Origin of the sequence: Serratia sp. H402Y (assembly GCF_051172415.1) — a bacterium.
GTDB lineage: Bacteria > Pseudomonadota > Gammaproteobacteria > Enterobacterales > Enterobacteriaceae > Serratia > Serratia ureilytica.
Map to the genome: position 1 here is coordinate 2,095,883 of NZ_JBPIYZ010000001.1, position 21,323 is coordinate 2,117,205.

Genomic DNA, 21,323 nt, shown 5'->3' on the forward strand with positions numbered 1-21,323 from the left:
CGCCGCCGCGGGCCGGCGAGCGCAGGCACACGGTATGTGTAACTTTTATTTAGAGGGAAGGGAAATAAGAGATGCTTATAGCGGAGGCAAAAAAAAGCCCGGCACATCGCCGGGCCAGGGGAGACAGAGGCGTTATTGCGGGATACGCAGCACCTGTCCCGGATAGATCTTGTCCGGGCTCGACAGCATCGGCTTGTTGGCTTCGAAAATTTTGTTGTAGAGATTGGCGTTACCGTACATCTCTTTGGAGATTGCGCTCAGCGTATCGCCCTTCTTCACGGTATAGAAGCGGCTCTCGGCGTCGGATTGCGCTACCGCCACCTTGTCTTCCACACCGCTGATGCCCGCTACGTTGCCAATCGCCACCAGAATCTTCTCTTTCAGCTCCTGGCTGACGGCATCGCCGGTCACCACCGCTTTCCCATCGACCACCTGCACATCGACTTTGTCGGTGCCCGGCAGGCCGCTCTTATCGAGATGCTCCTTGAGTTTGGCGCTTTGATCTTCGGCGGAGGCATTGCCGGTGACTGTGTCCCACAGTTTTTCGCCCGCTTCTTTGACAAAGTTAAACAAGCCCATATTCACTCCTTTTGATGGTTGCACTAATGCGTTGATGTAAGGCTTGTTAAGCTTAGCATCGTCAAAAGGATCTGCCATCCGCTCTCGCCCCCAGAAACGGCTGGAGAATTCCGAAAGTGCCGTCTGCGGCGCCTCATTGGCGTTTTATCGCGCAATGATGCTGAAAAATCGCGCTTTTTTACCTACACTGTTGCAGACAAGGCGGCTCGACGAAGGAGGCTGCAAGATGTACGCATTGGTGATGTTTGTCTGTTATCTGGATGGCGGCTGCAGTGAAATGGTGGTGGACATATTGCGCGACGAACCGCAATGCCTGGTGGCAATGAAGGAACAGAACCTGCGTCACGCCGGCTGTTATCCCATGGAAGAATTTATTGACGGTTTCTGGTTGCCGGCCAGCGAATACTCGGATTTTTGATCCCCTCCCCGCCTGATGCTGAGGAATTTCTGATTTCATCGGAAACTGCATCTTCCTCCGAGGCATAAGGCCGCTGTTTTGTTAAATTGCGGCTCCCGAAGAAGAAAGACAGAGAAAGGTCATGTCAGCATCGGCTCATTCCAACGAGCAATATGAAATTCTGCTGCGCAACGTCAGCCTGGCGTTAGGCGACGCAGTGTTGCAGTTAATCAAAAACCATAAAAAGGTATCCGGCGGCAATATTCTTTCGCAGCTGGTGACAGAGATAGAGCGAGAGCAGGATCAGCAGCGGTTTGCCGCGCTGCGTTCGGCCATCGAGCTGGTGGGGTTGGCGCCAAAAGGCTGAGCGCGCGATACAAACGAAGGCAGGGCTTGCGCCCTGCCTGATTACCGATCCCGACACAGGATGAGGGTAATGGAATTGCAGCTTAGAAGCGGTAGGTCAGGTTGACGGCAACGATGTCGTCAGTGCTCAGCTTCAGTTTGTTGTCGTCGTTCAACTGGTTGATCTTGTAGTCGACGTAGGTGTACATGTTTTTGTTGAAGTAGTAAGTCGCGCCCACTTCCACGTATTTCACCAGATCGACGTCGCCAATCCCTTCAATATCCTTGCCTTTTGACTGCACGTAGGCCAGAGACGGACGCAGACCGTTTTCGAACTGGTACTGGGCCACAACTTCGAAGTTCTGCGTTTTGTTGGCGAAGCCGGAGACGCCATTGCCGCTGATCGGCGTCATGTTGCGGGTATCGGCATACATGGCCGCCAGATAGACCTGGTTGGCGTCATATTTGATTGCGGTGGTCCAGGCGGTGGCCTTATCCCCTTTACCATACTTCAGCGCTTTCTGGTCGCTAGTACGGTTGGAATCAGAGAACGCCGCCGCGACGCCGATGCCGGTGCCGCCGATGTCCTGATAGTCCAGAGACATGCCGTAACCGTCGCCGTTTTGCTTGGTCACGCTGCGGCCGTCACCGTCGTTTTTACCCTGGTACTGCAACGCCAGGTTCAGGCCTTCCACCAAACCGAAGAAGTCACGGTTGCGGTAGGTCGCCAGGCCGTTGGAGCGCGCGGTCATGTAGTTGTCGGTGTAGCTGTAGGAGTCGCCGCCGAATTCCGGCAGCATGTCGGTATAAGCTTCGGCGTCGTACACCACGCCGTAGTTACGGCCGTAGTCGAACGAGCCATAGTTGGCGAACTTCAGGCCGGCGAAGCCCAGACGGGTTTTGGTGCCGGTGGTGCCCTGCGCTTCATCGTGGTTGGCCTGAACGTTGTATTCCCACTGGCCGTAACCGGTCAACTGATCGTTGATCTGGGTTTCGCCTTTAAAGCCCAGACGAACGTACGTTTTATCTCCGTCTTCACTTTTATCTTTACTGAAAACGTGTTTGGCCGAAACGCGGCCGTACAGGTCGAGTTTATTGCCATCTTTATTGTAGATTTCAGCCGCGTTGGCGAAGGAGGTGACCGCCCCGAGGGCGACAGCTAAGGCTAATACACTGCGTTTCATCATTTATTTTCCTAGATATTATAATTAGAACCCTGCCCGTCACGCCCAATTTATAATTTGGGCTGTGATTTTATCTTTTGGTATTTTATGAGCTCCCCTAATGCTGGGGTGATGTGACATTAGCATCATGAATCAAAACTTAAAATCAAAAAGTTCATGAAACAACGAGGAGAAAGCATGTTTATTTGTAACCATATATTTCAAAAAAGAGAATGCATAACTCATTGAATATAAGAAATTTTTATCACATAACTTATAACCAAAACGGTGCAACGCACCAATTTAGTGCATTTTGGTTTCGTTTTGCGTGCTTTCTGCGCGATTCAAAAGTAACAACAATATTAGCATGGTTATTAAAAACGTTACTTATTTCACATTTTTATCTTAACAAAGTCACCAGGCAATTAAGGCTTTCCGATAACGGCTGAATACGGCATTTATTCATTCACGTAAAGAAATCCCTATATGACGAATAAAATTCGATTTATGGCCATTTAAATAGCGGGAAATAGCAGATTAAAATAATGAAAGGAATAAACGGCAGCGCGCTAACGGCGCCGCCGAGGATAAATCAATACAACGTAGAACGGGAAACTTCGCTCAACAGCATGCCGGCGCGCAGGCCCAGCGCCACAGTGGGGTTAGGAAACAGTATCCACGCGCCCTCTTCGCCAACGCGATACTCCTCCTGCGGCTGCTCGCACAGCAACATCCCCGGTTTCAACTCGGTGAAGTTGGCGGTGTCATCATCCAGATGCAGCTTGAAATCCTCGCTGTGTTTGATCAACGAGTGCATCACACGGAATACCCGGATCGCCTCGCCCGCGCGCTCCGGCAACGGCCCCTCGCTGACCGCCGCCCGCAGAGCGCGATCGATGGCGGCGAACTGCTGCAGATCGTTGCTGCCGAACGGCCGCGCCTTGCCCAGCTCGAGCGTACAGCTCGCCGCATTGAGATGCTCGCTGGAATAGTGGCTGAAAGTCCCGCCCGGCGCGCTGTGTACCACCAGCGCATCCAGATCGGCGGCATCCAGCAGCTTTAGCATCGGTTCGCTGTACGGGCGCTTCTGGAAGGGCAAAATGCCAAAGCGCGGCAAATGCGACTCGCGAATGGCGGTGTGCAGATCGTAATGGAAGCGCGCCGCCTGTTCGCCATCAAAAAAGGCGGCGAGCGTGCGCTCCAACTGCTGGGCGCGCGCGGTTTCCCCGCTGGCGGCGAAGTTGCGGTAGCGGCCGCCGAACATGCGGTTCATGTCGCTGTGCAGATAGCGCTTGCCCGCCCGCATCGCCGCCGGGTTGCCCAGCACCACCAACAGCCGCACCGCCAGCGGCAAGCGGCCGCTCAACAGATCGCCGATTAACTGATTGAGCAGTTCAATCGGCGCGGTTTCGTTGCCGTGTACGCCCGCCGACACCACCAACGCCTGGCGATAACGCTGCCGCGGCGTGAGCTCCAACACCCCTTCCCCCAGCCAACGCCAGCGCAGCTGCGGCGTTTCGCCCTGCCATTCGGCGGGCTCTTTCCCCTCCAGCGTCAGGGGCAGTAGATCGATCATGCAGCCTCCCTTATCGTTGGAACGGATAGATGGACCCGAGTCCGAGGATCGACGTCAGCGAATCCAACGCCTCGCGCCCTTCGCGCAGCAGCAGCGGATCGGCCAGGTCATCCTGCGTCAGGCGATCGCGGTAATGACGATCCACCCACTCGTTCAGCGTCGCGAACAGCCGATCGTTCATCATGACGCGCGGGTTCACCGCCCGCAGCTCTTGATCGTTGAGCGCCACCCGCAGCCTCAGGCAGGCCGGGCCGCCGCCGTTGCGCATGCTTTCGCGCAGATCGAACACGCGGATTTCATCGATCGGGCCGCCGCTGCCGACCATCTCGTTCAGATAACGCCACACGCCGACATGCTGGCGCGACTCTTCCGGCACCACGATCATCATCTTGCCGTTCGGCTTGGTGAGAATTTGGCTGTTGAACAGATAAGTCGCCACCGCGTCCGCCACCGAGACGCGCTCCGTCGGCACTTCGATCGCCACCAGCTCGCTGTCCAGCGTCGCCATCTTGCGGCGCACTTCATCCAGCGCCTGTTGCTGGCGGTAAAACGCCTGCTGGTGGTGGAACAGCACGTTCTGGTTGCTGACCGCAATCACGTCGTTATGGAACACGCCCTGGTCGATCACCGCCGGGTTTTGCTGCACGAAGACCGTATGCTGCTCGTCCAATTGGTGCAGGCGAGCGATCGCCTCACCGGCTTCGCGCGTCTGGCGCGCAGGATAACGCGCCGGTGCCGTTTCGCCGCCAAACTCCTGGCGACCGTAAACGAACACCTGCACGCTGCGCCTGGCATAATCGCCGCCCAGCCGGTTATGGTTGGCCGCCCCTTCGTCCCCGAACAACGCCACCTGCGGCAGCGCTTCATGGTGGGCGAAATGCCGGTCGTCGTTAAACATCGCCCGCAAAACGTCGGTGGTCGTTTCCGCTTCAATGGCGCGGTGGAATTTATTGTTCAGGTTGGCGGCGGTGAAATGCACCTTGCCGTCTGCGCTGTCCGCCGAGGGGGACACCGTGGCCGCATTGGCGGTCCACATGCAGGACGCCGAGCTGAGCGCCGACAGCAAACGCGGCGATTGACGCATCGCCTGCGCCAGCACCGCCTCATCGCTGCCGCTGAAACCCAGGCGACGCAGCATCGGCAAATGCGGCCGCTCCTGCGGCGGCAATACCCCTTGCTGGAAACCGAGATCGGCCAGCGTCTTCATTTTCAGCAGCCCCTGCTTCGCCGCCAGCTGCGGGTTCGATACGCTGTTTTGATGCTGCGTAGAGGCCTCGTTACCGAACGACAGCCCGGCATAGTGGTGCGTCGGCCCCACCAAACCGTCGAAATTGACTTCATATCCTGACATGGCTATCCCCTGGGGATGGCCTGCGGCGACGCCATGACGCCGCCGCAGACGATTAACGGAACGACAAGCCCGGCGAGAGCGTCGCCGGCAGCGACAGGCTTTCGCTTTCCAGCGACGCCATCGGCCAGGCGCAATAGTCCGCCGCATAGAAGGCGCTTGGGCGATGGTTGCCGGAAGCCCCCACGCCGCCGAACGGCGCCGCGCTGGACGCCCCGGTCAACGGCTTGTTCCAGTTGACGATGCCGGCGCGCGCTTCCAGCAGCAGCCTCTCGAACAGCTCGCGCTGCGGCGAGACCAATCCCACCGACAGGCCGTAGCGCGTCTGGTTGGCGAGCCGCAGGGCCTCGTCGAAATCGCGGTAACGCACGATCGTGGTCAACGGCCCGAAGTACTCTTCATCCGGCACGCCCGCCACGCCGGTCAGCTCGATGATGCCCGGGCTGAGCAGCGAACTGCCCGGCTCCAGCAGACGCATGGCCAGCAGCGATTTGCCGCCCAGCGCCAGCAAGCGCTGCTGCGCTTTCAGCATGTTTTCCGCCGCAGCCGCCGACACTACGCCGCCCATGAACGGCTGCGGTTCGGCATCCCAACGGCCAACGCGCAGCTCGCCCGCCACCTGAACCAAACGCGCGATAAAGGCGTCGCCTTCCGCCCCCTGCTTAACCAAAATGCGGCGTGAACAGGTGCAGCGTTGGCCGGCGGAGATAAACGCCGACTGGATAGCCAGGTTGACCGCCGCGTCGCGATCCTCGAAACCATCGACGATCAGCGCGTTGTTGCCGCCCATCTCCAGCGCCAGGATCTTCTCCGGCTGCCCCGCCAATTGGCGATGCAGGTGGTAACCGGTGCCGGCGCTGCCGGTGAACAACAGGCCGTCGATATCCGCACTGGCCGCCAGCGCCTCGCCGGTTTCCCGGCCGCCCTGCACCAGATTGATCACCCCGTCCGGCAGACCGGCCTTCAGCCACAGCTTCAGGGTCTCCTCGGCGGTCAGCGGCGTCAGTTCGCTCGGCTTGAACACCACGCAGTTTCCGGCCAGCAGCGCCGGCACGATATGGCCGTTCGGCAGATGGCCGGGGAAGTTGTAAGGCCCGAACACCGCCAGCACGCCGTGCGGGCGATGGCGCAGCACCGAAGCGCCGTCGGCCATCGCCGTCTGGCTAAAACCGGTGCGCGCCTGATAGGCCTGCAGTGAAATGCCCACCTTGCCGATCATCGCCTGAATTTCGGTCAGGGTTTCCCAGCGCGGTTTGCCGGTCTCGCGGCTGATGGTTTCCGCCAGCGACTGTTTATGTTCTTCCAGCAAAGCGGCGAAGCGTTTCACCAGCTGTTCACGCTGCTCGAACGGCGTACGCGCCCAGCCGGGGAATGCGGCGCGCGCGGCTTCGCAGGCGGCGGCGACGTCATCGGCGTCGGCGGCGTTGGCGCGCCACAGCGGCTGATTGCCGACCGGATCGGCCTTGCCGAACTCCGCGCCGCGGCCCAGCCGCCAGACGCCGTTAATCAACAGTGCAGGATGGGACATCATGCTTTCTCCTGTGCAATAAGGGGGAGCACCCGCACCGGGCTGCCCTGTTCGACGCCCAGCGCCGCAGCGGTGGCGGCGTTGATATGCAGGCGGTCGTCATACAGATCGGCATTGACCAACAGTGCGCGGTAATTCTGATAGTTGTCGTTGGCGACCAGATGAACCGGCGCATCGGCGCGCATCGGCGTGTCATCCAGCACCACTTTGACCAAGCGGCTCTGCTTCACCGCACGGATGTGGTCGATTTCGGCTTCCAGCGTCGGGCCGCCGTCGAAGATATCGACGTAGCCCTGATAGCTCAGGCCTTCCGCCTCCAGCAGGCGGCGCGCCGGCAGGGTTTGCGGGTGCACTTCACCGATCACCTTCTGCGCGTCTTCGGCCAGGAAATCGACATACAGCGGATGTTTCGGCATCAGTTCGGCGATAAACGCTTTTTGTCCGGTGCCGCTCAGGTAGTCCGCCTTGGCGAACTCGATGGAGAAGAAACGGTGGCCGACGCTCTCCCAGAACGGCGAACGGCCGTTTTCATCGGAGAAACCGCGCATCTCGGCGATCAGACGGCGGGAGAAGCGTTCACGGAACGCGGCGATAAACAGGAAACGCACCTTCGACAGCAGCTTGCCGTTCTCGCCGTGACGATAGTCCGGATCGAGGAACAGCGTGCACAGTTCCGAATGCCCGGTATGGTCGTTGCTGAGGAACAGCGTCGGCACCGATTTATAGACGTTCAGCTGTTTGGAAGCGTGCACCTGCGTGCCGACGCGGAAGCTGTACCAGGGTTCCGCCAGGCCGACGGCCACTTCGATCGCGCAGACCCCCACCGCCTGCCGGCGCTCGCTGTCTTCCAACACGAACAAATAACACTGGTCACTTTGCGGAAGTTCGCCTTGCCAGGTTTTTAACGCCCGCTCAATGCGTGCCGACAGGGTATCTTCATTTTGCGGCAGCGACGTGAGACCGATACCGGATTTGCCGGCAAGCGTCAGCAAATCCGCCAAATCGCGGCGCTCTATAGGGCGAATAATCATCATAATGCGAACCTCTTCTGAATCAGGCTGCGCCGATAAAGGCGCAGCCCGCTGATTAGCTGCAAATGCGCGCCACGGCGCGCGCGAATCGCGCCAGCCCCTCTTTCACATCCTGCTCAGGGATGATCAGCGACGGCGTGAAACGCACCACGTCCGGGCCGGCGATCAGCGCGATAACGCCTTCTTCGTTGGCCAGTTGGGTGATCTGCTTCGCTTTGCCGGCATAGTCTTTCTTCAGTTGGCAGCCGATCAGCAAACCGCCGCCGCGAATCTCGGCGAAGATCGGATACTGACGGTTGATGTCGTTCAACCCGTCGATGAACCACTGGTGGCGCTGCTTAACGCCTTCCAGCACTTCCGGGGTATTGATGATGGAGAACACTTCCCCCGCCACCGCCGTCGCCAGCGGGTTGCCGCCGTAGGTGGTGCCGTGAGTGCCGACACCCAGCGTTTTCGCCAGCGCATCGGTGGTCAGCATGGCGCCGATCGGGAAGCCGCCGCCCAGCGCTTTCGCGGTGGTCAGCACGTCCGGCACCACGCCGTACTGCATATAGGCATACAGGTGGCCGGTGCGGCCGACGCCGGTCTGCACTTCGTCGAAGATCAGCAGCGCGTTATGGCGATCGCACAGTTCACGCAGCCCCTGCAGGAAACTGGCTTCCGCCGGCAGCACGCCGCCTTCGCCCTGGATAGGCTCGACGATCACCGCGCAGGTGCGATCGTTGATAAGCTCGGCCGCCGCGGCCAGATCGTTATACGGCGTATGGGTGATACCGCCCGGCAGCGGCGCAAAGTCCTGCGAATATTTTGGCTGGCCGCCGGCGGACACGGTAAACAGCGTACGGCCGTGGAACGCGTTGTTGAACGCCACAATCTGATCTTTACCGGCGCCGTGCTGGTCGTGCGCATGTTTGCGCGCCAGTTTCAGCGCCGCTTCGTTGGCTTCTGCCCCCGAGTTACAGAAAAACACCTTGTCGGCGAACGTGGCGTCGATCAGTTTCTTGGCCAGGCGCAGCACCGGTTCGTTGGTATAGCCATTGCCCAGATGCCACAGTTTGCCCGCCTGCTCCACCAGCGCCGCCTTGACCGCCGGGTGCGCATGGCCCAACGCGTTAACCGCGATGCCGCCGGCGAAATCGATGTAAGACTTACCCTGTTGATCCCACACCTGCGATCCTTCACCCCGCACCAGAATAAAATCGGCAGGGGCATAAACCGGGACCATCCAGTCATCGAAAGACTGGCGGGTAACTGCGATTGGCTGTTCCATAGTGACCTCATAATCTCAGCAAAGGCTGAATTTTGACTGTAAGGACCGCGCAAGGCCGGCTAGGCCGCCACAATGCAAAAAAACCGCTGTTCAAAACCGACTTTCCCGGCGGAGAAAATGCTGTCTCTCACCGCTGATTTAGAAACAAATCTGTTACATAAAATCGGTTTTTCACTATTTATGGCGCTTATCCGGTCCCTGAGCGGGGAGTAAATGTTAACGAGCAGTTAAAATACATGTCGTTTGATAAAGAGTGTAGAGCAGCTATCGTGCCAAAACGGGATTTTTGCCGGATTTTGCTATTTTTTACGTTAAAACAACGGCTTATAATGCATATTTATTCATTTTATATGCATTTGCAATGCATAATTTAAAAAATAAGGCCTAAAATCATCATTGCTCGCGAAATCCTATTCAATTGCGAAAAACTTCAGGATTTCTGATCGCGCTCGCAAAAATAATTTCATCCGATTTGCTCGCCATCACACTTTTTGCCCCAACCCGGTGCAGCGCTGCGCCAGGATCGGGCAATGCGGCGACGAAGCGCCTATTCCATCGGCAGCACCCCGGAAAACGAACCGCGCCGATCGCCGCCGGCCGCGGCTCCCGCTTTATGCGCCAACGACTACACTGTGATTCTGACCGCACTTTTTCTTCTGCGCACAAGGAGTCACCATGCCCAAACGAACCGTCGATCTCAGCCGGCCTCTCCTCCAGCACGACATCCGCGCGTTTCTCGAGACGCTGAATGCCGCTGGCGGTAAACCTATGGAACAAATGAAGCCCAAAGAGGCGCGCAGAGTTTTGGAAGCGGCGCAGCGCAGCGTAGACGTGCCGCTGCGCGAGGTGGAGATCAGCGAGAAAACCATTCACGTAGAAGGCCAGGATATTCTGCTGCAGCTGGTGCGGCCGGCCAGGGTCAAGGAGACATTGCCGGTATTCATGTTCTTTCACGGCGGCGGCTGGGTGCTGGGCGATTTTCCCACCCATGAACGGCTGGTGCGCGATCTGGTTTACAGCTCCGGCGCGGCGGCGGTGTTCGTCAACTACCCCCGCTCACCGGAAGCGCACTATCCGCAGGCGATCAATCTGGCTTACGCCGCCACGGAATGGGTGGCCGAATATGGCGAAAAAATCAATGTTGACGGTTCACGGCTGGCGGTGGTCGGCAACAGCGTCGGCGGCAATATGGCGGCGGTGGTCAGCCTGATGGCCAAAGAGAAAGGCCTACCGGCATTGCGTTGCCAGATCCTGCTGTGGCCCGTTACGCACGCCCATTTTGATACCGATTCCTATCATCAGTTCGCCGAAGGCCATTTCCTGACCCGCAATATGATGAAGTGGTTTTGGGACAGCTATGCGCCCGATAAGGCGCAGCGCAAAGACATCTACGCCTCGCCGCTCAACGCTACGCCGGAACAGCTGCGGGGCTTGCCGCCGGCGCTGGTGCAAACCGCCGAGCTGGACGTGCTGCGCGATGAGGGCGAAGCCTACGCGCGTCTGCTCGACGCCGCCGGCGTCGAGGTCACCTCTACCCGCTACAACGGGCTAATCCACGACTACGGCCTGTTGAACCCGCTCGCCCACGTCCCGGCGGTGCATTCGGCGATCCACCAGGCCGGGCGCGCGTTGAAACACTACCTGTCCTGACGCTAACCGACCAGGTGGCAAGCCACCTGATGACCGGGCGCCACGCTGCGCAGCTGCGGCGCCTGTTCGCGGCACTGCGCCGTGGCCAGCGGGCAGCGGGGATGGAAACGGCAGCCGCGCGGCGGGTTGGCGGGGTTCGGCGGCTCGCCGCCGGCCACCCACGCCGGCGCGCGTTGCGCATCCAGCGTCGGCACCGCCGCCAACAAGGCCTGCGTGTAGGGATGCAGCGGTTGGCGGAACAGCGCATCGCGATCGGCGCTCTCAACGATCTGCCCCAGATACATCACCGCCACATCCTGGCACAGATGCTCCACCACGCCGAGATCGTGCGAGATAAACAGCAGCGTCACCCCCTGCCGCTCCTGTAAATCGGAAAACAGATTGATGATCTGCGCCTGAATCGACACGTCGAGCGCCGATATCGGCTCATCGGCGACGATAAATTCCGGTTGCAGGATCAACGCGCGCGCAATGCCGATACGCTGCCGCTGACCGCCGGAAAACTCATGCGGAAACCGCCCGTAATGCTGTGAGGACAACCCGCAGATCGCCAGGGTATCGAGCACCCGTTCGCGCAGTTCCGCCTTGCTCGCCAGGCCGTGTTGCAACAGCGCTTCCCCAATGGCGTCGCCCACGCGCAGACGCGGATTCAGCGAGCTGTAAGGATCCTGAAACACCAGCTGCATTTTCGGCCGCAGGGCGCGCAACGCGTCCTTGCTCAGGCCGTCCAACGCCTGCCCTTTGAACAGCACCTCGCCGGCGGTTTTGTCGTGCAGGCCGAGCAGCGTGCGGCCAACGGTGGTTTTGCCGCTGCCGGACTCGCCCACCAGCCCGAAAACGCGCCCCTTGCGGATGCTGAAGCTGACATCATCCACCGCCTTCAGTTGGCCGGTGGTGCGCCCGAACAGCCCGTCGCGCAGCGGAAAATATTTCTTTAACCCCTTTACCTCCACCAAAGGTTCAGTCGACATACGGATGCCCTCCGGCATTGAGAAAACAGGCAGACTGACGCTGACGGGAGCCGTACAGCGGCGGAATGCCGTCGCGGCAGCGAGCGGAGGCCTGCGCGCAGCGCTCGGCGAAAGCGCAATGCTCCGGCAGCCGCGCCAGATCCGGCACCTGACCGGGAATGGAGTACAAGCGGCGTCGCCGCTGCCCCGGCACCGGCCGCGAGGCGATCAGCCCCTGCGTATAGGGATGTCGCGGCTCGTCCAGCACTTCCCGGGTCGTTCCCTGCTCGACGACGCGCCCGGCGTACATCACCGCCAGCCGATCGGCCATCTGGGCGATCACCCCGAGATCGTGGGTGATCAAGATCATCGCCATGTTGTGTCGCCGGCTCTGCTCGCGCAGCAACGCCAGGATCTGCGCCTGCACCGTAACGTCGAGCGCCGTAGTCGGTTCGTCGGCGATCAGCAGCGCCGGGCGGCACCCGATCGCCATGGCGATCATCACGCGCTGCAGCATGCCGCCGGAAAGCTGATGCGGGTAGCAGCGCATCAGCGCCTCCGCGCGCGCCAACCCCACTTCCGTCAAGAGTTGAATCGCCTGACGCCAGGCCGTTTTCGGCGACAGAAGCAAGTGCCTGATCAGCGGCTCCACCAGCTGTTCGCCGAGGGTCAACACCGGATTCAGCGCGCTCATCGGCTCCTGAAAGATCATCGCCAGCCGGTTGCCGCGCAGATCCGCCATCTTGGATGCCCGTAGCGACAGCAGGTTTTGCCCTTCAAAGCGAATCTCACCGCCGTCTACCTGCGCCAGCGGCTGCGGCAACAGCCCCATCAGCGCCATGGCGGTCACGCTTTTGCCGCAGCCCGATTCGCCGACGATCCCCAGCGTTTGCCCGGCCTGCAGTTCAAGGCTGACCTGCTGCACCGCCCGCACCGGCCCCTGCTCGCCATGAAACGACACCGACAATCGGTCGAACGCCACCAGCGGTTGACTCATCGTTTTACCCCGCTCATTTTCGGATCGAGCGCGTCCCGCAGGCCGTCGCCCAAGATGTTGATCGCCACCACGGTGACGAAGATCGCCAGCCCCGGCGGCATCCACAGCCAGGGGCGGCGCTGAAAGTCGATCAGGCTATTGGCGGCGTCCATCATGTTGCCCCACGACGGCGTCGGCGGCACCACGCCCAGCCCAAGGTAGCTCAACGCCGACTCGCTGAGGATGGCGTTGGCCACCGCCATGGTGGCGACCACCACCAAAATCGGCACGGTATTGGGCAACAGATGGCCGAAGAGGCGCCGCCGAGTGGAGAGCCCCAGCACTTCGGTGGCCAACATGAAATCCCGCTCGCGCAGCGACAGGATCTGGCCGCGCACCAGCCGCGCCAGCGACGGCCAGCCCAGCAGGCTCAGCATGATCATCACCATGTAGATACGGTAGTCCGGCGACACGTCGAGTTCGGTCAGCATCGCCCCCATGATGATCAGCAGCGGCAGGCCGGGAATGGTCATCAACAGATCGGCGAAGCGCATGATCAGCCGATCCGCCACGCCCCCCAGATAACCGGCGAACGCCCCCAGCACATAGCCCAGCGTCACCGACAGCAGCATCGACACCAGGCCGATGGTCAGCGATATTCGCCCCGCCAGCAGCAGCCGGGTGCAAATATCGCGGCCGAGAAAGTCGGTGCCCAACCAATGCGCGCCGCTCGGCGCCTGATTGATGTTCAGCACATCGCCGGCGTCGTCAGGCCACGGCGACAGCGACGGCCCAATCAGGCACAGCAGCGCCAACAGCACCAGCAGCGCCAGCGAGATCATCGCCGGTCGATGGCGGCGCAGACGGCGCCAGGCCTGCGCGGCGGGCGGCGGAGACAGCTGCGCCAGCGCCGGCAACTGCGCCTGGCGCCAGCGGCGACGGCGCCCGAAAAACAGCGTTACCCACATCGTATTACCTCAAGCGAATGCGTGGATCGGCGTAGGCGTACAGAATGTCCGCCAGCAGATTGCCGAGAATGGTCAGCGCCGCCAGAAACAGCGTGAACCCCATCAATACCGGATAATCGCGCGCCGCCAGCGAATCGATATGGATATGCCCGGCGCCCGGCCAGTTGAAGATTTTTTCGGTGATCAGCGCGCCGGAGAACAATCCCGGCAGCTCGAACCCCAGCAGGGTGATGATCGGCAACAGCGCATTGCGCAGCGCGTGTTTGAGGATCACCGTTTTCTCCCTGAGCCCTTTGGCGCGCGCGGTGCGGATATAGTCCATGCGGATCACCTCCAGCATGCTGGCGCGAAAATAGCGCGTCAGGCTGCCGGCCTGCAGCATCACCAGCGCCAGCACCGGCAACAGCAGGTGCGCCGCCACCTCCAGCGCCCAGGCCAGCCCGCTCGCTTCGCTGCCGGTGCGCAACATGCCGCCCGCCGGCAACCAGTGCAGATCGACGGCGAACCATTTGATCAGCAATAGGCAAAGGAAAAACGTCGGAAACGACATGGCGGCGAACACCGCCACGGTGATCAGATGATCGAACAGCGAATAGGGCTTCATTGCCGAGATCACTCCCACCGCCAGCGCGATGCCCCAATACAGCACCATCGCCACCGCCGCCAGCAGGAACGAGTTCCAGATGTATTGATTCAGCAGCGTGCTGACCGGGATCTGATACTGCAGCGAGAAGCCGAGATCGCCCTGCAACAGCCGGCCAAGCCAATGCAGGTAACGGCTGAACAAGGGCTGATCCAACCCATACAGCGCCCGCAGCTCGGCGGCGCGTTGCGCGGTCAGGTTGATATTGCCGTCGATAAAGTCGCCGGGCGCCAGGGCGAAGATGCAAAAAATCAGCAATGAAGCCAGCAACAGCATCGGGATAGTCTGCAACAAACGGCGCAGGATAAAATTTCTCATCGCGAATTCCATCGCCGCCGCCCGGAATGGCGCGGCGGCATCGGGGCGTTACGGCGCCGGTTTGACGTTCGGCAGGCTGCCGACCAGTCCGTTGTAGATATCCGGTTTAAAGCCGGTGATGCGCGCGCTGCTGGCGCTCAAGATTTCGCGGTTGCCGAGCAGGATCACCGGCGGATCGTCCGCCAGCACCTGATACAGCTGATGGTACAGCGGCTTACGCTGCGCGATATCCAGCGTGGCATTGGCTTTGGCGATCAGCGCGTCCACCTGCGGGTTGTGATAGCCGGTCTCGCTCTCGCGGCTGATGAAGTCGCGTACGCCGTCGTGCGGATCGTTCAGCGTGCTGGTGCTGAGAGACGCCAGGTCGTAATTGCCCGCCTTGCGCTGCGCCAGCAGCGCGTTGAAATCCAATACCTGCGGTTTCAGCACCACGCCGAGCCGGCGGTAGTTATCCTTGGCGATCGGCACCAGCGCGTCGTTGATCAGCTTTTTGGTCACCAGCAGCGTCAGCTCCAGCTTTTTACCGTCTTTCTGCCGGATGCCGTCAGCGCCCACCTGCCAACCCGCCTCGTCCAACAGCTTTTTGGCCTTATCGAGATCGTAAGCGTAAGGATTGATGCCGTTGGCGTCGTAAGCCCAGGAGATCGGCGAAATCGGCTGGTTGGCGACCTTGCCATACCCCTGGTACACCACGGCGATCAGTTTTTGCCGATCGAGGCCGTAGATCAGCGCCTGACGCACCCGCTTGTCCTGCAGCGCCGGGCGTCTGAGGTTGAAATCAACCCGGCTGTAATCGCTCGAGCTGTAAAGGTTGATATTGGCGAAGCCGAGCAGTTTGAGCTGTTCGATATCGTCCGGCTTGGCGGTAAAGGCGTCGTAGTCGGTCTCACCGGTCTGGAACAGCTGGAAGTTGGTGGCCGGGTTGGTGACGCGATAGATAAAGCGCGCCATCGGCGGCGGGCCGAGGTAGAAGTTCGGGTTGGCGTGGAAGCGGATTTCCTGCCCCGGCACGTACTTGTCGTAAATGTAGGGGCCGTTGCCGAGCGGCTTGCCGTTCAAGGCGCGCACGCCGTCGAGCTTGCCGCGCTGATAGTCTTTGCCGTAGTAAGCCCGTGACAAGACCGGCCCGCCAATCAGTTGCAACGTGGTCGCGCCCGGTTGGGTGGTGACGATCTGAATGGTGCGATCGTCGATCACCTTCAGTCCGCTGATGCCGGCCGCGGTGCCGTTTTTATACTCGGCGCCGCCCTGAATGTGCGCCGGCGTGATATCGGTATCGCCGTCATAGGCCGGGTCATGCAGCAGCGTCAGGGTAAAGGCGATATCGTCGGCCTTCAGCGGCGAGCCGTCGCTGTAGACCAGATTCGGCCGCAGCTTGATGGTGTAGGTCAGATTATCGGGGCTGACCTGCCAGGACTCCGCCAGGCGCCCTTCCGGTTTGCCCTGGCTGTCCAGGCCGATCAGCCGGCTGAAGATCACGTCGGTCACGTTCTCGTCCCAGCCGTTGGTGAACAGATACGGATTGAAAATCCCCTGCGGCTCCGAGATGCCCGCCACGACGGTATCTTTGCGCAGTTTGGCGGCGGCCGGCACCCGAGCGGCGTCGCTGGCCGGCGTAATGCCTTCGGCCAGCGTTTCCGCCTGCGCGGCGGCGCTCAATCCCAGCGCGCAGACCAACGCCAGCGGCGTCAGCCGATAGCGCAACAGTTTGTTTAGCTTATTTTTTATTCCACTCACCCACTGCCCCTCGTCTACCCGTTGATAAAAATGTGACAAAATTTATCGCAGAGTAATGGGCGGCCGGAGGGCTGTCTAACAACGAAACCGGCATTCCATTGCCGAAAAAAGCATTATGAATTTTTCTGGGGCGAAGCGGCGGAAAAAACGCGGTTCAGCCGGCCGCCGCCAGCCCCCGGATAAGTTTGGCTAAGGTTTTTATCGCCTCTTCAAAGCGGTCATTCCATTCAAATGAGGCGTTGAGACGGAAGCAGTGGTTGAAATGGTCGCCGGTGGTGAACATGCGCCCCGGCGCGATGCTGATGCCCCGTGCGAGTGCGCGCCGATACAACTCCATCGACGACAGCGCCGGATCGAGTTCCAGCCACAGGAAATACCCGCCGTCGGGCTGACTGACTTTCACCGTCGGCGGGAAATGGTGGGCGATCGCCTGACGCATTGCGCTTTGGCGCTGGGCCAGCAGGCGGCGCAGCCGCCGCAGATGGGTGTCGTAGCCGCCGTGCAGCAGATAATCCGCCAGCGCCATCTGGGTCGGCACGCTGGTGGAAACGGTGCTCATCAGCTGCAAACGCTGGATCTGTTGCGCATAACGCCCCGCCGCCACCCAGCCGACGCGAAAGCCCGGCGCCAGACATTTGGAAAATGACGAGCAGTGCAGGATCTGGCCGCCGCTGTCGAGCGCCTTCGCCGGCAGCGGCCGTTCGGCGCTGAAGTACAGCTCACCGTAGACGTCGTCTTCGATCAGCGAGATCTGCCGTTCGCGCAGCAGCGCCACCAGACGCTGCTTGTTGGCCTCCGGCAGGGTGGCGCCCTGCGGGTTCTGGAAGTGGGTCATCAGCCAGCAGGCTTTGATCGGATACTGCTCCACCGCCTGCTGCAACGCGTCCAGATCGATACCGTCCTGCGGATGCGTGGCGATCGCCACCGCCTTCAGCCGCAGCCGTTCCAGCGCCTGCAGCGCGCCGTAAAACGCCGGCGACTCGATCGCCACATAGTCGCCCGGTTGGGTCACCGCCTGCAGGCTGAGGCTGAGCGACTCCATCGCCCCGGCGGTGATGACGATCTCGTCCGGCGCGACCTGCATGCCGCTCAGCGCATAGCGTTGGGCAATGTGCCGCCGCAGCGCGTCGTTGCCCGGCGGCAGGTTGACCAGCGAACTGTGCGGCGTGAACTTGCGCGCTACGCTGCTCAGCGCCCGCGCCAGCTTCGGCTGGGCGAACAGCGTGGCGTCGGGAAACGCCGAACCGAAAGGCACGATGTCCGGATCCTTGCAGGCCTGCAGCACGTCGAAAATAAAGGCGTTGATGTCCACCTGCTCGCTCAGCAGCAGTTTCTCGCCGCGCGAAGGCTGCGGCAGCGGCTGCGGACGCGCCGCCACATAGTAGCCCGACTGCGGCCGGGCGACGATCCACCCCTGGCTCTCCAGCAGTTGATAAGACTGCACCACCGTCATCAGGCTCAATCCGGCGCGTTTGCCGCTCTCGCGCAGCGAAGGCAGCTTGTCGCCCGCCCGCCACACCCGGTTCTGGATCTGTTCTCTAATCTGCTGCGCAAGCTGCTCGTATCGGGTCATAACCATTAACTGTTATATGAAAAAGTAAAATAACTGTCACTATTATAGGCACTGTACTCCGTGCTTAACTTAACGCCAAGCATTTCACATAAAAATGACAGCTATACTCAAGAGGTTAATTTATGTTCAACCCTAGGAGGCGCCATGCTGGGTCTTGATGCACTGGAACTTGCCAGAATACAGTTCGCCTTCACCGTGTCTTTCCATATCATTTTCCCCGCCATCACCATCGGTTTAGCCAGCTATCTGGCGGTGCTGGAAGGATTATGGTTGAAAACGCACAATGAAGCCTATCGTGAGCTTTATCACTTCTGGTCAAAGATTTTCGCCGTTAACTTCGGCATGGGCGTGGTATCCGGGCTGGTGATGGCTTACCAGTTCGGCACCAACTGGAGCTTCTTCTCCGAGTTCGCCGGCAGCATTACCGGGCCGCTGCTGACTTATGAAGTGCTGACCGCCTTCTTCCTCGAAGCCGGTTTCCTCGGCGTGATGCTGTTCGGCTGGAACCGCGTCGGCCCCGGCCTGCACTTCTTCGCCACCTGCATGGTGGCGCTCGGCACGCTGATCTCCACCTTCTGGATCCTGGCCTCCAACAGCTGGATGCAGACCCCGCAAGGGCATGAAATCATCAATGGCCAGGTGGTGCCGGTTGACTGGCTGAAGGTCATCTTCAACCCGTCCTTCCCGTACCGCCTGCTGCACATGTCCACCGCCGCCTTCCTCTCCTCGGCGTTCTTCGTCGGCGCGTCCGCCGCCTGGCATCTGCTGCGCGGCCGCGACACGCCGGCGATGCGCAAGATGCTGTCGATGGCGATGTGGATGGCGCTGATCGTCGCGCCGGTGCAGGCGCTGATCGGCGATGCGCACGGCCTGAATACGCTGAAACATCAGCCGGCGAAGATCGCCGCCATCGAAGGCCACTGGGAAAACCCGCCGGGCGAAGCCACGCCGCTGATCCTGGTCGGTTGGCCGGACATGCAGCGTGAAGAGACCCGCTTCAAGCTGGAAGTGCCCTATCTCGGCAGCCTGATTCTGACGCACAGCCTGACCGAGCAGGTGCCGGCGCTCAAATCGTTCCCGCCGGAAGATCGCCCCAACTCCACCGTGGTGTTCTGGTCGTTCCGCATCATGGTCGGGCTGGGCATGCTGATGATCCTGGCCGGGGTGTGGAGCCTGTGGCTGCGCTGGCGCGGCGGGCTCTATCAGTCGCGTCCGTTCCTGTATTTCATCCTGTGGATGGGCCCTTCCGGGCTGCTGGCGCTGCTGGCGGGCTGGTTCACCACCGAGATAGGCCGCCAGCCGTGGGTGGTGTACGGCCTGCTGCGCACCAAGGATGCGGTGTCCGCGCACGGCGATCTGCACATGAGCATCAGCCTGCTGGCGTTCATCATCGTCTACTGCTCGGTGTTCGGCGTGGGCTACTCCTACATGATGCGCCTGATCCGCAAAGGGCCGCAGCCGCATGAACACCAAGAAGACAATACCGAGGGCCGCCCGGCGCGTCCGCTGTCCGCGGTCAACGACACTCTGGACGACAGGAGCTGAACATGGGTATCGATCTTCCGCTGATTTGGTTTGTCATCATCGTGTTCAGCACCATGATGTACGTGGTGATGGACGGTTTCGATTTGGGCATCGGCATTCTGTTTCCGTGGGTGAAGGCGAGCGGCGACCGCGATCTGATGATGAACACCGTCGCCCCGGTGTGGGACGGCAATGAAACCTGGCTGGTGCTGGGCGGCGCGGCGCTGTTCGGCGCCTTCCCGCTGGCCTACTCGGTGATCCTCGACGCGCTGGCGATCCCGCTGACGCTGATGCTGATCGGGCTGATTTTCCGCGGCGTGGCCTTCGAGTTTCGCTTCAAGGCGACGCCGGAGAAGCGCCATATCTGGGATAAAGCGTTCATCTGGGGCTCTCTCTTCGCCACCTTCAGCCAGGGTGTGGTGGTGGGCGCCGTGATCAACGGCTTCCCGGTAGAAGGCCGCACCTACGCCGGCGGCGCACTGGACTGGCTGACGCCGTTCGCGCTGTTCTGCGGGCTGGGGCTGGTGGTGACCTACGCCCTGCTCGGCTGTACCTGGCTGGTGATGAAAACCGCCGGTGACCTGCAGGCGCGCATGTATCACCTGGCGACGCCGCTGCTGGCGATCCTGCTGCTGGTGCTGGCTGCGGTCAGCATCTGGACGCCGATCGCGCATCCCGAAATCGCCGCGCGCTGGTTTACGCTGCCGAACCTGTTCTGGCTGCTGCCGGTGCCGATACTGGTGCTGCTCAGCGCCTGGGGGATCCGGCATGGGGTGAAACGCGGCGCGCACTACTCGCCGTTCATGCTGACGCTGCTGCTGGTGTTCCTCGGCCTGAGCGGGCTTGGCATCAGCATCTGGCCGCACCTGATCCCGCCGGCCATCAGCCTGTGGGACGCCGCCGCGCCGCCGCAGAGCCTCGGCTTTATGCTGGTCGGCGCGCTGTTCATCATCCCAATCATTCTGGTCTACACCTTCTGGAGCTACTACGTGTTCCGCGGCAAGATCAGCCATGAACACGGCTATCATTGAGAAGGGAGGACGCTATGCAAGATAAAACGGCAACCGCCGCTCCGGCGCCCTGGTGGAAACGCATCGGTTGGCTGGTGATCATCTGGAGCGCCAGCGTGCTGGGGCTGTTCGTGGTTGCCTCGCTGTTCCGCCTGCTGATGACTGCGGCGGGCATGAAGTCGCATTGACGTGACGCCTTATCTGGATGCGCTGTTGGGAAAGTAAAAAGAGACCACCAGCGTGACCAGCGGCAAGGCGCCGATCTTCACCAGCTCAAACACCTGATTCAGCGCTTCGTTTTTCTCCCAATACGCGTGGGCGGCGAATACGCCCACGCTGACCGCGAATATCCCGCACAGCACCTGGCGTGCCAGGCGCAGCCGCTCCATTTCGTCGAAGACCAACGACGGATCCAAATACAACCTTTCAGCATCGAGCTGCGGGCGCTCATTTTGCGGCTTCATGGAAAGATCCCCACCACCACGGCGACTGCCTCCAGCCCCTCGTCGCTTTCACGCACGATACCGAGGCGGGAACCATCCTGTTTCATCCACTCACGGTCGGCAATCGTCATTAAAGCAAACGCCAGGCGTATGACGTCGGTTTTGGCCATCCCGTGACGCCGGGCGATATCGTTCAGACTGTCGTCGATTTCATTGGATAACCGAATCGGCAAGCTGCGCATACTCCACCTCCTGTGGTCGTTGATTCACCGAGGGAAAGTCTACTGGAACGCC

At 60.7% G+C, this 21,323-nt stretch carries 21 protein-coding genes; 6 read left to right on the forward strand and 15 right to left on the reverse strand.

Annotation, left to right across the window (positions count from 1 at the left end; translation table 11 throughout):
- Positions 1-132: 132 nt before the first annotated feature.
- Positions 133-579 carry a peptidoglycan-binding protein LysM gene (lysM, locus tag ACSBQS_RS10315; protein WP_016927389.1) on the reverse strand — a complete coding sequence of 149 codons (447 nt, stop codon included), beginning with the start codon at positions 577-579 and terminating at the stop codon, positions 133-135.
- 226 nt (positions 580-805) lie between these two features.
- On the opposite strand from lysM, the gene ACSBQS_RS10320 reads away from it, so the two are divergent.
- The gene (locus ACSBQS_RS10320; protein ID WP_004934567.1) at positions 806-997 is read left to right on the forward strand and encodes a YebW family protein; all 192 of its coding nucleotides are present in this window, start codon (positions 806-808) and stop codon (positions 995-997) included.
- Positions 998-1,118: 121 nt separating this feature from the next.
- Entirely contained in the window at positions 1,119-1,343 is a 225-nt protein-coding gene (locus ACSBQS_RS10325) for a biofilm development regulator YmgB/AriR family protein (RefSeq protein ID WP_033643403.1), read from the forward strand.
- An 82-nt stretch (positions 1,344-1,425) separates the two neighbouring features.
- Here ACSBQS_RS10325 and ompC read toward each other — a convergent pair whose 3' ends face one another.
- From ompC to ACSBQS_RS10355, 6 genes are all read right to left on the reverse strand, one after another.
- Positions 1,426-2,508, reverse strand: a complete 1,083-nt coding sequence (gene ompC / locus ACSBQS_RS10330) for a porin OmpC (RefSeq protein ID WP_069100978.1) — start codon at positions 2,506-2,508, stop codon at positions 1,426-1,428.
- Positions 2,509-3,076: 568 nt separating this feature from the next.
- Positions 3,077-4,060 carry a succinylglutamate desuccinylase gene (astE, locus tag ACSBQS_RS10335; RefSeq protein ID WP_042784763.1) on the reverse strand — a complete coding sequence of 328 codons (984 nt, stop codon included), beginning with the start codon at positions 4,058-4,060 and terminating at the stop codon, positions 3,077-3,079.
- Between the two features lie 10 nt (positions 4,061-4,070).
- Positions 4,071-5,411 (reverse strand): N-succinylarginine dihydrolase, encoded by a 1,341-nt coding sequence (astB, locus tag ACSBQS_RS10340; RefSeq protein WP_434990434.1) that lies wholly within the window; start codon positions 5,409-5,411, stop codon positions 4,071-4,073.
- Positions 5,412-5,463: 52 nt separating this feature from the next.
- Entirely contained in the window at positions 5,464-6,936 is a 1,473-nt protein-coding gene (gene astD, locus ACSBQS_RS10345) for a succinylglutamate-semialdehyde dehydrogenase (RefSeq protein WP_108682318.1), read from the reverse strand.
- Positions 6,936-7,970: an arginine N-succinyltransferase gene (astA, locus tag ACSBQS_RS10350; RefSeq protein ID WP_004934585.1), complete on the reverse strand. Its 1,035-nt coding sequence runs from the start codon at positions 7,968-7,970 to the stop codon at positions 6,936-6,938. The genes astD and astA overlap by 1 nt, the downstream gene beginning before the upstream one ends.
- A gap of 52 nt (positions 7,971-8,022) precedes the next feature.
- Entirely contained in the window at positions 8,023-9,237 is a 1,215-nt protein-coding gene (locus ACSBQS_RS10355) for an aspartate aminotransferase family protein (RefSeq protein ID WP_015378175.1), read from the reverse strand.
- A 675-nt stretch (positions 9,238-9,912) separates the two neighbouring features.
- On the opposite strand from ACSBQS_RS10355, the gene ACSBQS_RS10360 reads away from it, so the two are divergent.
- Positions 9,913-10,887, forward strand: coding sequence for an alpha/beta hydrolase (locus ACSBQS_RS10360; RefSeq protein ID WP_033643407.1), 975 nt, complete (start codon positions 9,913-9,915; stop codon positions 10,885-10,887).
- A gap of 2 nt (positions 10,888-10,889) precedes the next feature.
- Here the strand turns inward: ACSBQS_RS10360 and ACSBQS_RS10365 are convergent, their stop codons facing one another.
- The 6 genes from ACSBQS_RS10365 to ACSBQS_RS10390 all read right to left on the reverse strand — a co-directional run bounded on the left by ACSBQS_RS10365 (position 10,890) and on the right by ACSBQS_RS10390 (position 18,052).
- The gene (locus ACSBQS_RS10365) at positions 10,890-11,858 is read right to left on the reverse strand and encodes an ABC transporter ATP-binding protein (protein ID WP_033650921.1); all 969 of its coding nucleotides are present in this window, start codon (positions 11,856-11,858) and stop codon (positions 10,890-10,892) included.
- Positions 11,848-12,834: an ABC transporter ATP-binding protein gene (locus ACSBQS_RS10370; RefSeq protein WP_047574833.1), complete on the reverse strand. Its 987-nt coding sequence runs from the start codon at positions 12,832-12,834 to the stop codon at positions 11,848-11,850. Before ACSBQS_RS10370 ends, ACSBQS_RS10365 begins: the two co-directional genes overlap by 11 nt.
- Complete coding sequence (gene opp4C, locus ACSBQS_RS10375) at positions 12,831-13,781, reverse strand: oligopeptide ABC transporter permease (protein ID WP_046687269.1); 951 nt, start codon at positions 13,779-13,781, stop codon at positions 12,831-12,833. The genes ACSBQS_RS10370 and opp4C overlap by 4 nt, the downstream gene beginning before the upstream one ends.
- Before the next feature lie 4 nt (positions 13,782-13,785).
- A complete protein-coding gene (locus ACSBQS_RS10380; protein WP_004934604.1) occupies positions 13,786-14,742 on the reverse strand; it encodes an ABC transporter permease in 957 nt (318 codons plus the stop codon).
- Between the two features lie 48 nt (positions 14,743-14,790).
- Positions 14,791-16,479 carry an ABC transporter substrate-binding protein gene (locus tag ACSBQS_RS10385; RefSeq protein WP_434990438.1) on the reverse strand — a complete coding sequence of 563 codons (1,689 nt, stop codon included), beginning with the start codon at positions 16,477-16,479 and terminating at the stop codon, positions 14,791-14,793.
- A gap of 154 nt (positions 16,480-16,633) precedes the next feature.
- Positions 16,634-18,052: a PLP-dependent aminotransferase family protein gene (locus ACSBQS_RS10390; protein ID WP_042784770.1), complete on the reverse strand. Its 1,419-nt coding sequence runs from the start codon at positions 18,050-18,052 to the stop codon at positions 16,634-16,636.
- A gap of 144 nt (positions 18,053-18,196) precedes the next feature.
- Between ACSBQS_RS10390 and ACSBQS_RS10395 the strand changes: the two genes are divergently transcribed.
- From ACSBQS_RS10395 to ACSBQS_RS10405, 3 genes are read left to right on the forward strand one after another with little or no spacing between them, the layout of a single operon-like run.
- Positions 18,197-19,597, forward strand: coding sequence for a cytochrome ubiquinol oxidase subunit I (locus tag ACSBQS_RS10395; RefSeq protein ID WP_004934615.1), 1,401 nt, complete (start codon positions 18,197-18,199; stop codon positions 19,595-19,597).
- Positions 19,598-19,599: 2 nt separating this feature from the next.
- A complete protein-coding gene (gene cydB, locus ACSBQS_RS10400; RefSeq protein ID WP_197666117.1) occupies positions 19,600-20,607 on the forward strand; it encodes a cytochrome d ubiquinol oxidase subunit II in 1,008 nt (335 codons plus the stop codon).
- Between the two features lie 14 nt (positions 20,608-20,621).
- Positions 20,622-20,774: a DUF2474 domain-containing protein gene (locus ACSBQS_RS10405; RefSeq protein ID WP_071605360.1), complete on the forward strand. Its 153-nt coding sequence runs from the start codon at positions 20,622-20,624 to the stop codon at positions 20,772-20,774.
- A 9-nt stretch (positions 20,775-20,783) separates the two neighbouring features.
- Here the strand turns inward: ACSBQS_RS10405 and ACSBQS_RS10410 are convergent, their stop codons facing one another.
- Together ACSBQS_RS10410 and ACSBQS_RS10415 are read right to left on the reverse strand one after the other, a co-directional pair.
- Positions 20,784-21,050, reverse strand: a complete 267-nt coding sequence (locus tag ACSBQS_RS10410; RefSeq protein ID WP_060660607.1) for a hypothetical protein — start codon at positions 21,048-21,050, stop codon at positions 20,784-20,786.
- Positions 21,047-21,271 carry a hypothetical protein gene (locus ACSBQS_RS10415; RefSeq protein WP_004934623.1) on the reverse strand — a complete coding sequence of 75 codons (225 nt, stop codon included), beginning with the start codon at positions 21,269-21,271 and terminating at the stop codon, positions 21,047-21,049. Before ACSBQS_RS10415 ends, ACSBQS_RS10410 begins: the two co-directional genes overlap by 4 nt.
- Positions 21,272-21,323: the final 52 nt, after the last annotated feature.

Bases quoted from the DNA above. Each gene is read 5' to 3' on its own strand.
- lysM (WP_016927389.1), bottom strand. From the start codon at position 579: ATGGGCTTGTTTAACTTTGTCAAAGAAGCGGGCGAAAAACTGTGGGAC.
- ACSBQS_RS10320 (WP_004934567.1), top strand. From the start codon at position 806: ATGTACGCATTGGTGATGTTTGTCTGTTATCTGGATGGCGGCTGCAGT.
- ACSBQS_RS10325 (WP_033643403.1), top strand. From the start codon at position 1,119: ATGTCAGCATCGGCTCATTCCAACGAGCAATATGAAATTCTGCTGCGC.
- ompC (WP_069100978.1), bottom strand. From the start codon at position 2,508: ATGATGAAACGCAGTGTATTAGCCTTAGCTGTCGCCCTCGGGGCGGTC.
- astE (WP_042784763.1), bottom strand. From the start codon at position 4,060: ATGATCGATCTACTGCCCCTGACGCTGGAGGGGAAAGAGCCCGCCGAA.
- astB (WP_434990434.1), bottom strand. From the start codon at position 5,411: ATGTCAGGATATGAAGTCAATTTCGACGGTTTGGTGGGGCCGACGCAC.
- astD (WP_108682318.1), bottom strand. From the start codon at position 6,936: ATGTCCCATCCTGCACTGTTGATTAACGGCGTCTGGCGGCTGGGCCGC.
- astA (WP_004934585.1), bottom strand. From the start codon at position 7,970: ATGATGATTATTCGCCCTATAGAGCGCCGCGATTTGGCGGATTTGCTG.
- ACSBQS_RS10355 (WP_015378175.1), bottom strand. From the start codon at position 9,237: ATGGAACAGCCAATCGCAGTTACCCGCCAGTCTTTCGATGACTGGATG.
- ACSBQS_RS10360 (WP_033643407.1), top strand. From the start codon at position 9,913: ATGCCCAAACGAACCGTCGATCTCAGCCGGCCTCTCCTCCAGCACGAC.
- ACSBQS_RS10365 (WP_033650921.1), bottom strand. From the start codon at position 11,858: ATGTCGACTGAACCTTTGGTGGAGGTAAAGGGGTTAAAGAAATATTTT.
- ACSBQS_RS10370 (WP_047574833.1), bottom strand. From the start codon at position 12,834: ATGAGTCAACCGCTGGTGGCGTTCGACCGATTGTCGGTGTCGTTTCAT.
- opp4C (WP_046687269.1), bottom strand. From the start codon at position 13,781: ATGTGGGTAACGCTGTTTTTCGGGCGCCGTCGCCGCTGGCGCCAGGCG.
- ACSBQS_RS10380 (WP_004934604.1), bottom strand. From the start codon at position 14,742: ATGAGAAATTTTATCCTGCGCCGTTTGTTGCAGACTATCCCGATGCTG.
- ACSBQS_RS10390 (WP_042784770.1), bottom strand. From the start codon at position 18,052: ATGACCCGATACGAGCAGCTTGCGCAGCAGATTAGAGAACAGATCCAG.
- ACSBQS_RS10395 (WP_004934615.1), top strand. From the start codon at position 18,197: ATGCTGGGTCTTGATGCACTGGAACTTGCCAGAATACAGTTCGCCTTC.
- cydB (WP_197666117.1), top strand. From the start codon at position 19,600: ATGGGTATCGATCTTCCGCTGATTTGGTTTGTCATCATCGTGTTCAGC.
- ACSBQS_RS10405 (WP_071605360.1), top strand. From the start codon at position 20,622: ATGCAAGATAAAACGGCAACCGCCGCTCCGGCGCCCTGGTGGAAACGC.
- ACSBQS_RS10410 (WP_060660607.1), bottom strand. From the start codon at position 21,050: ATGAAGCCGCAAAATGAGCGCCCGCAGCTCGATGCTGAAAGGTTGTAT.
- ACSBQS_RS10415 (WP_004934623.1), bottom strand. From the start codon at position 21,271: ATGCGCAGCTTGCCGATTCGGTTATCCAATGAAATCGACGACAGTCTG.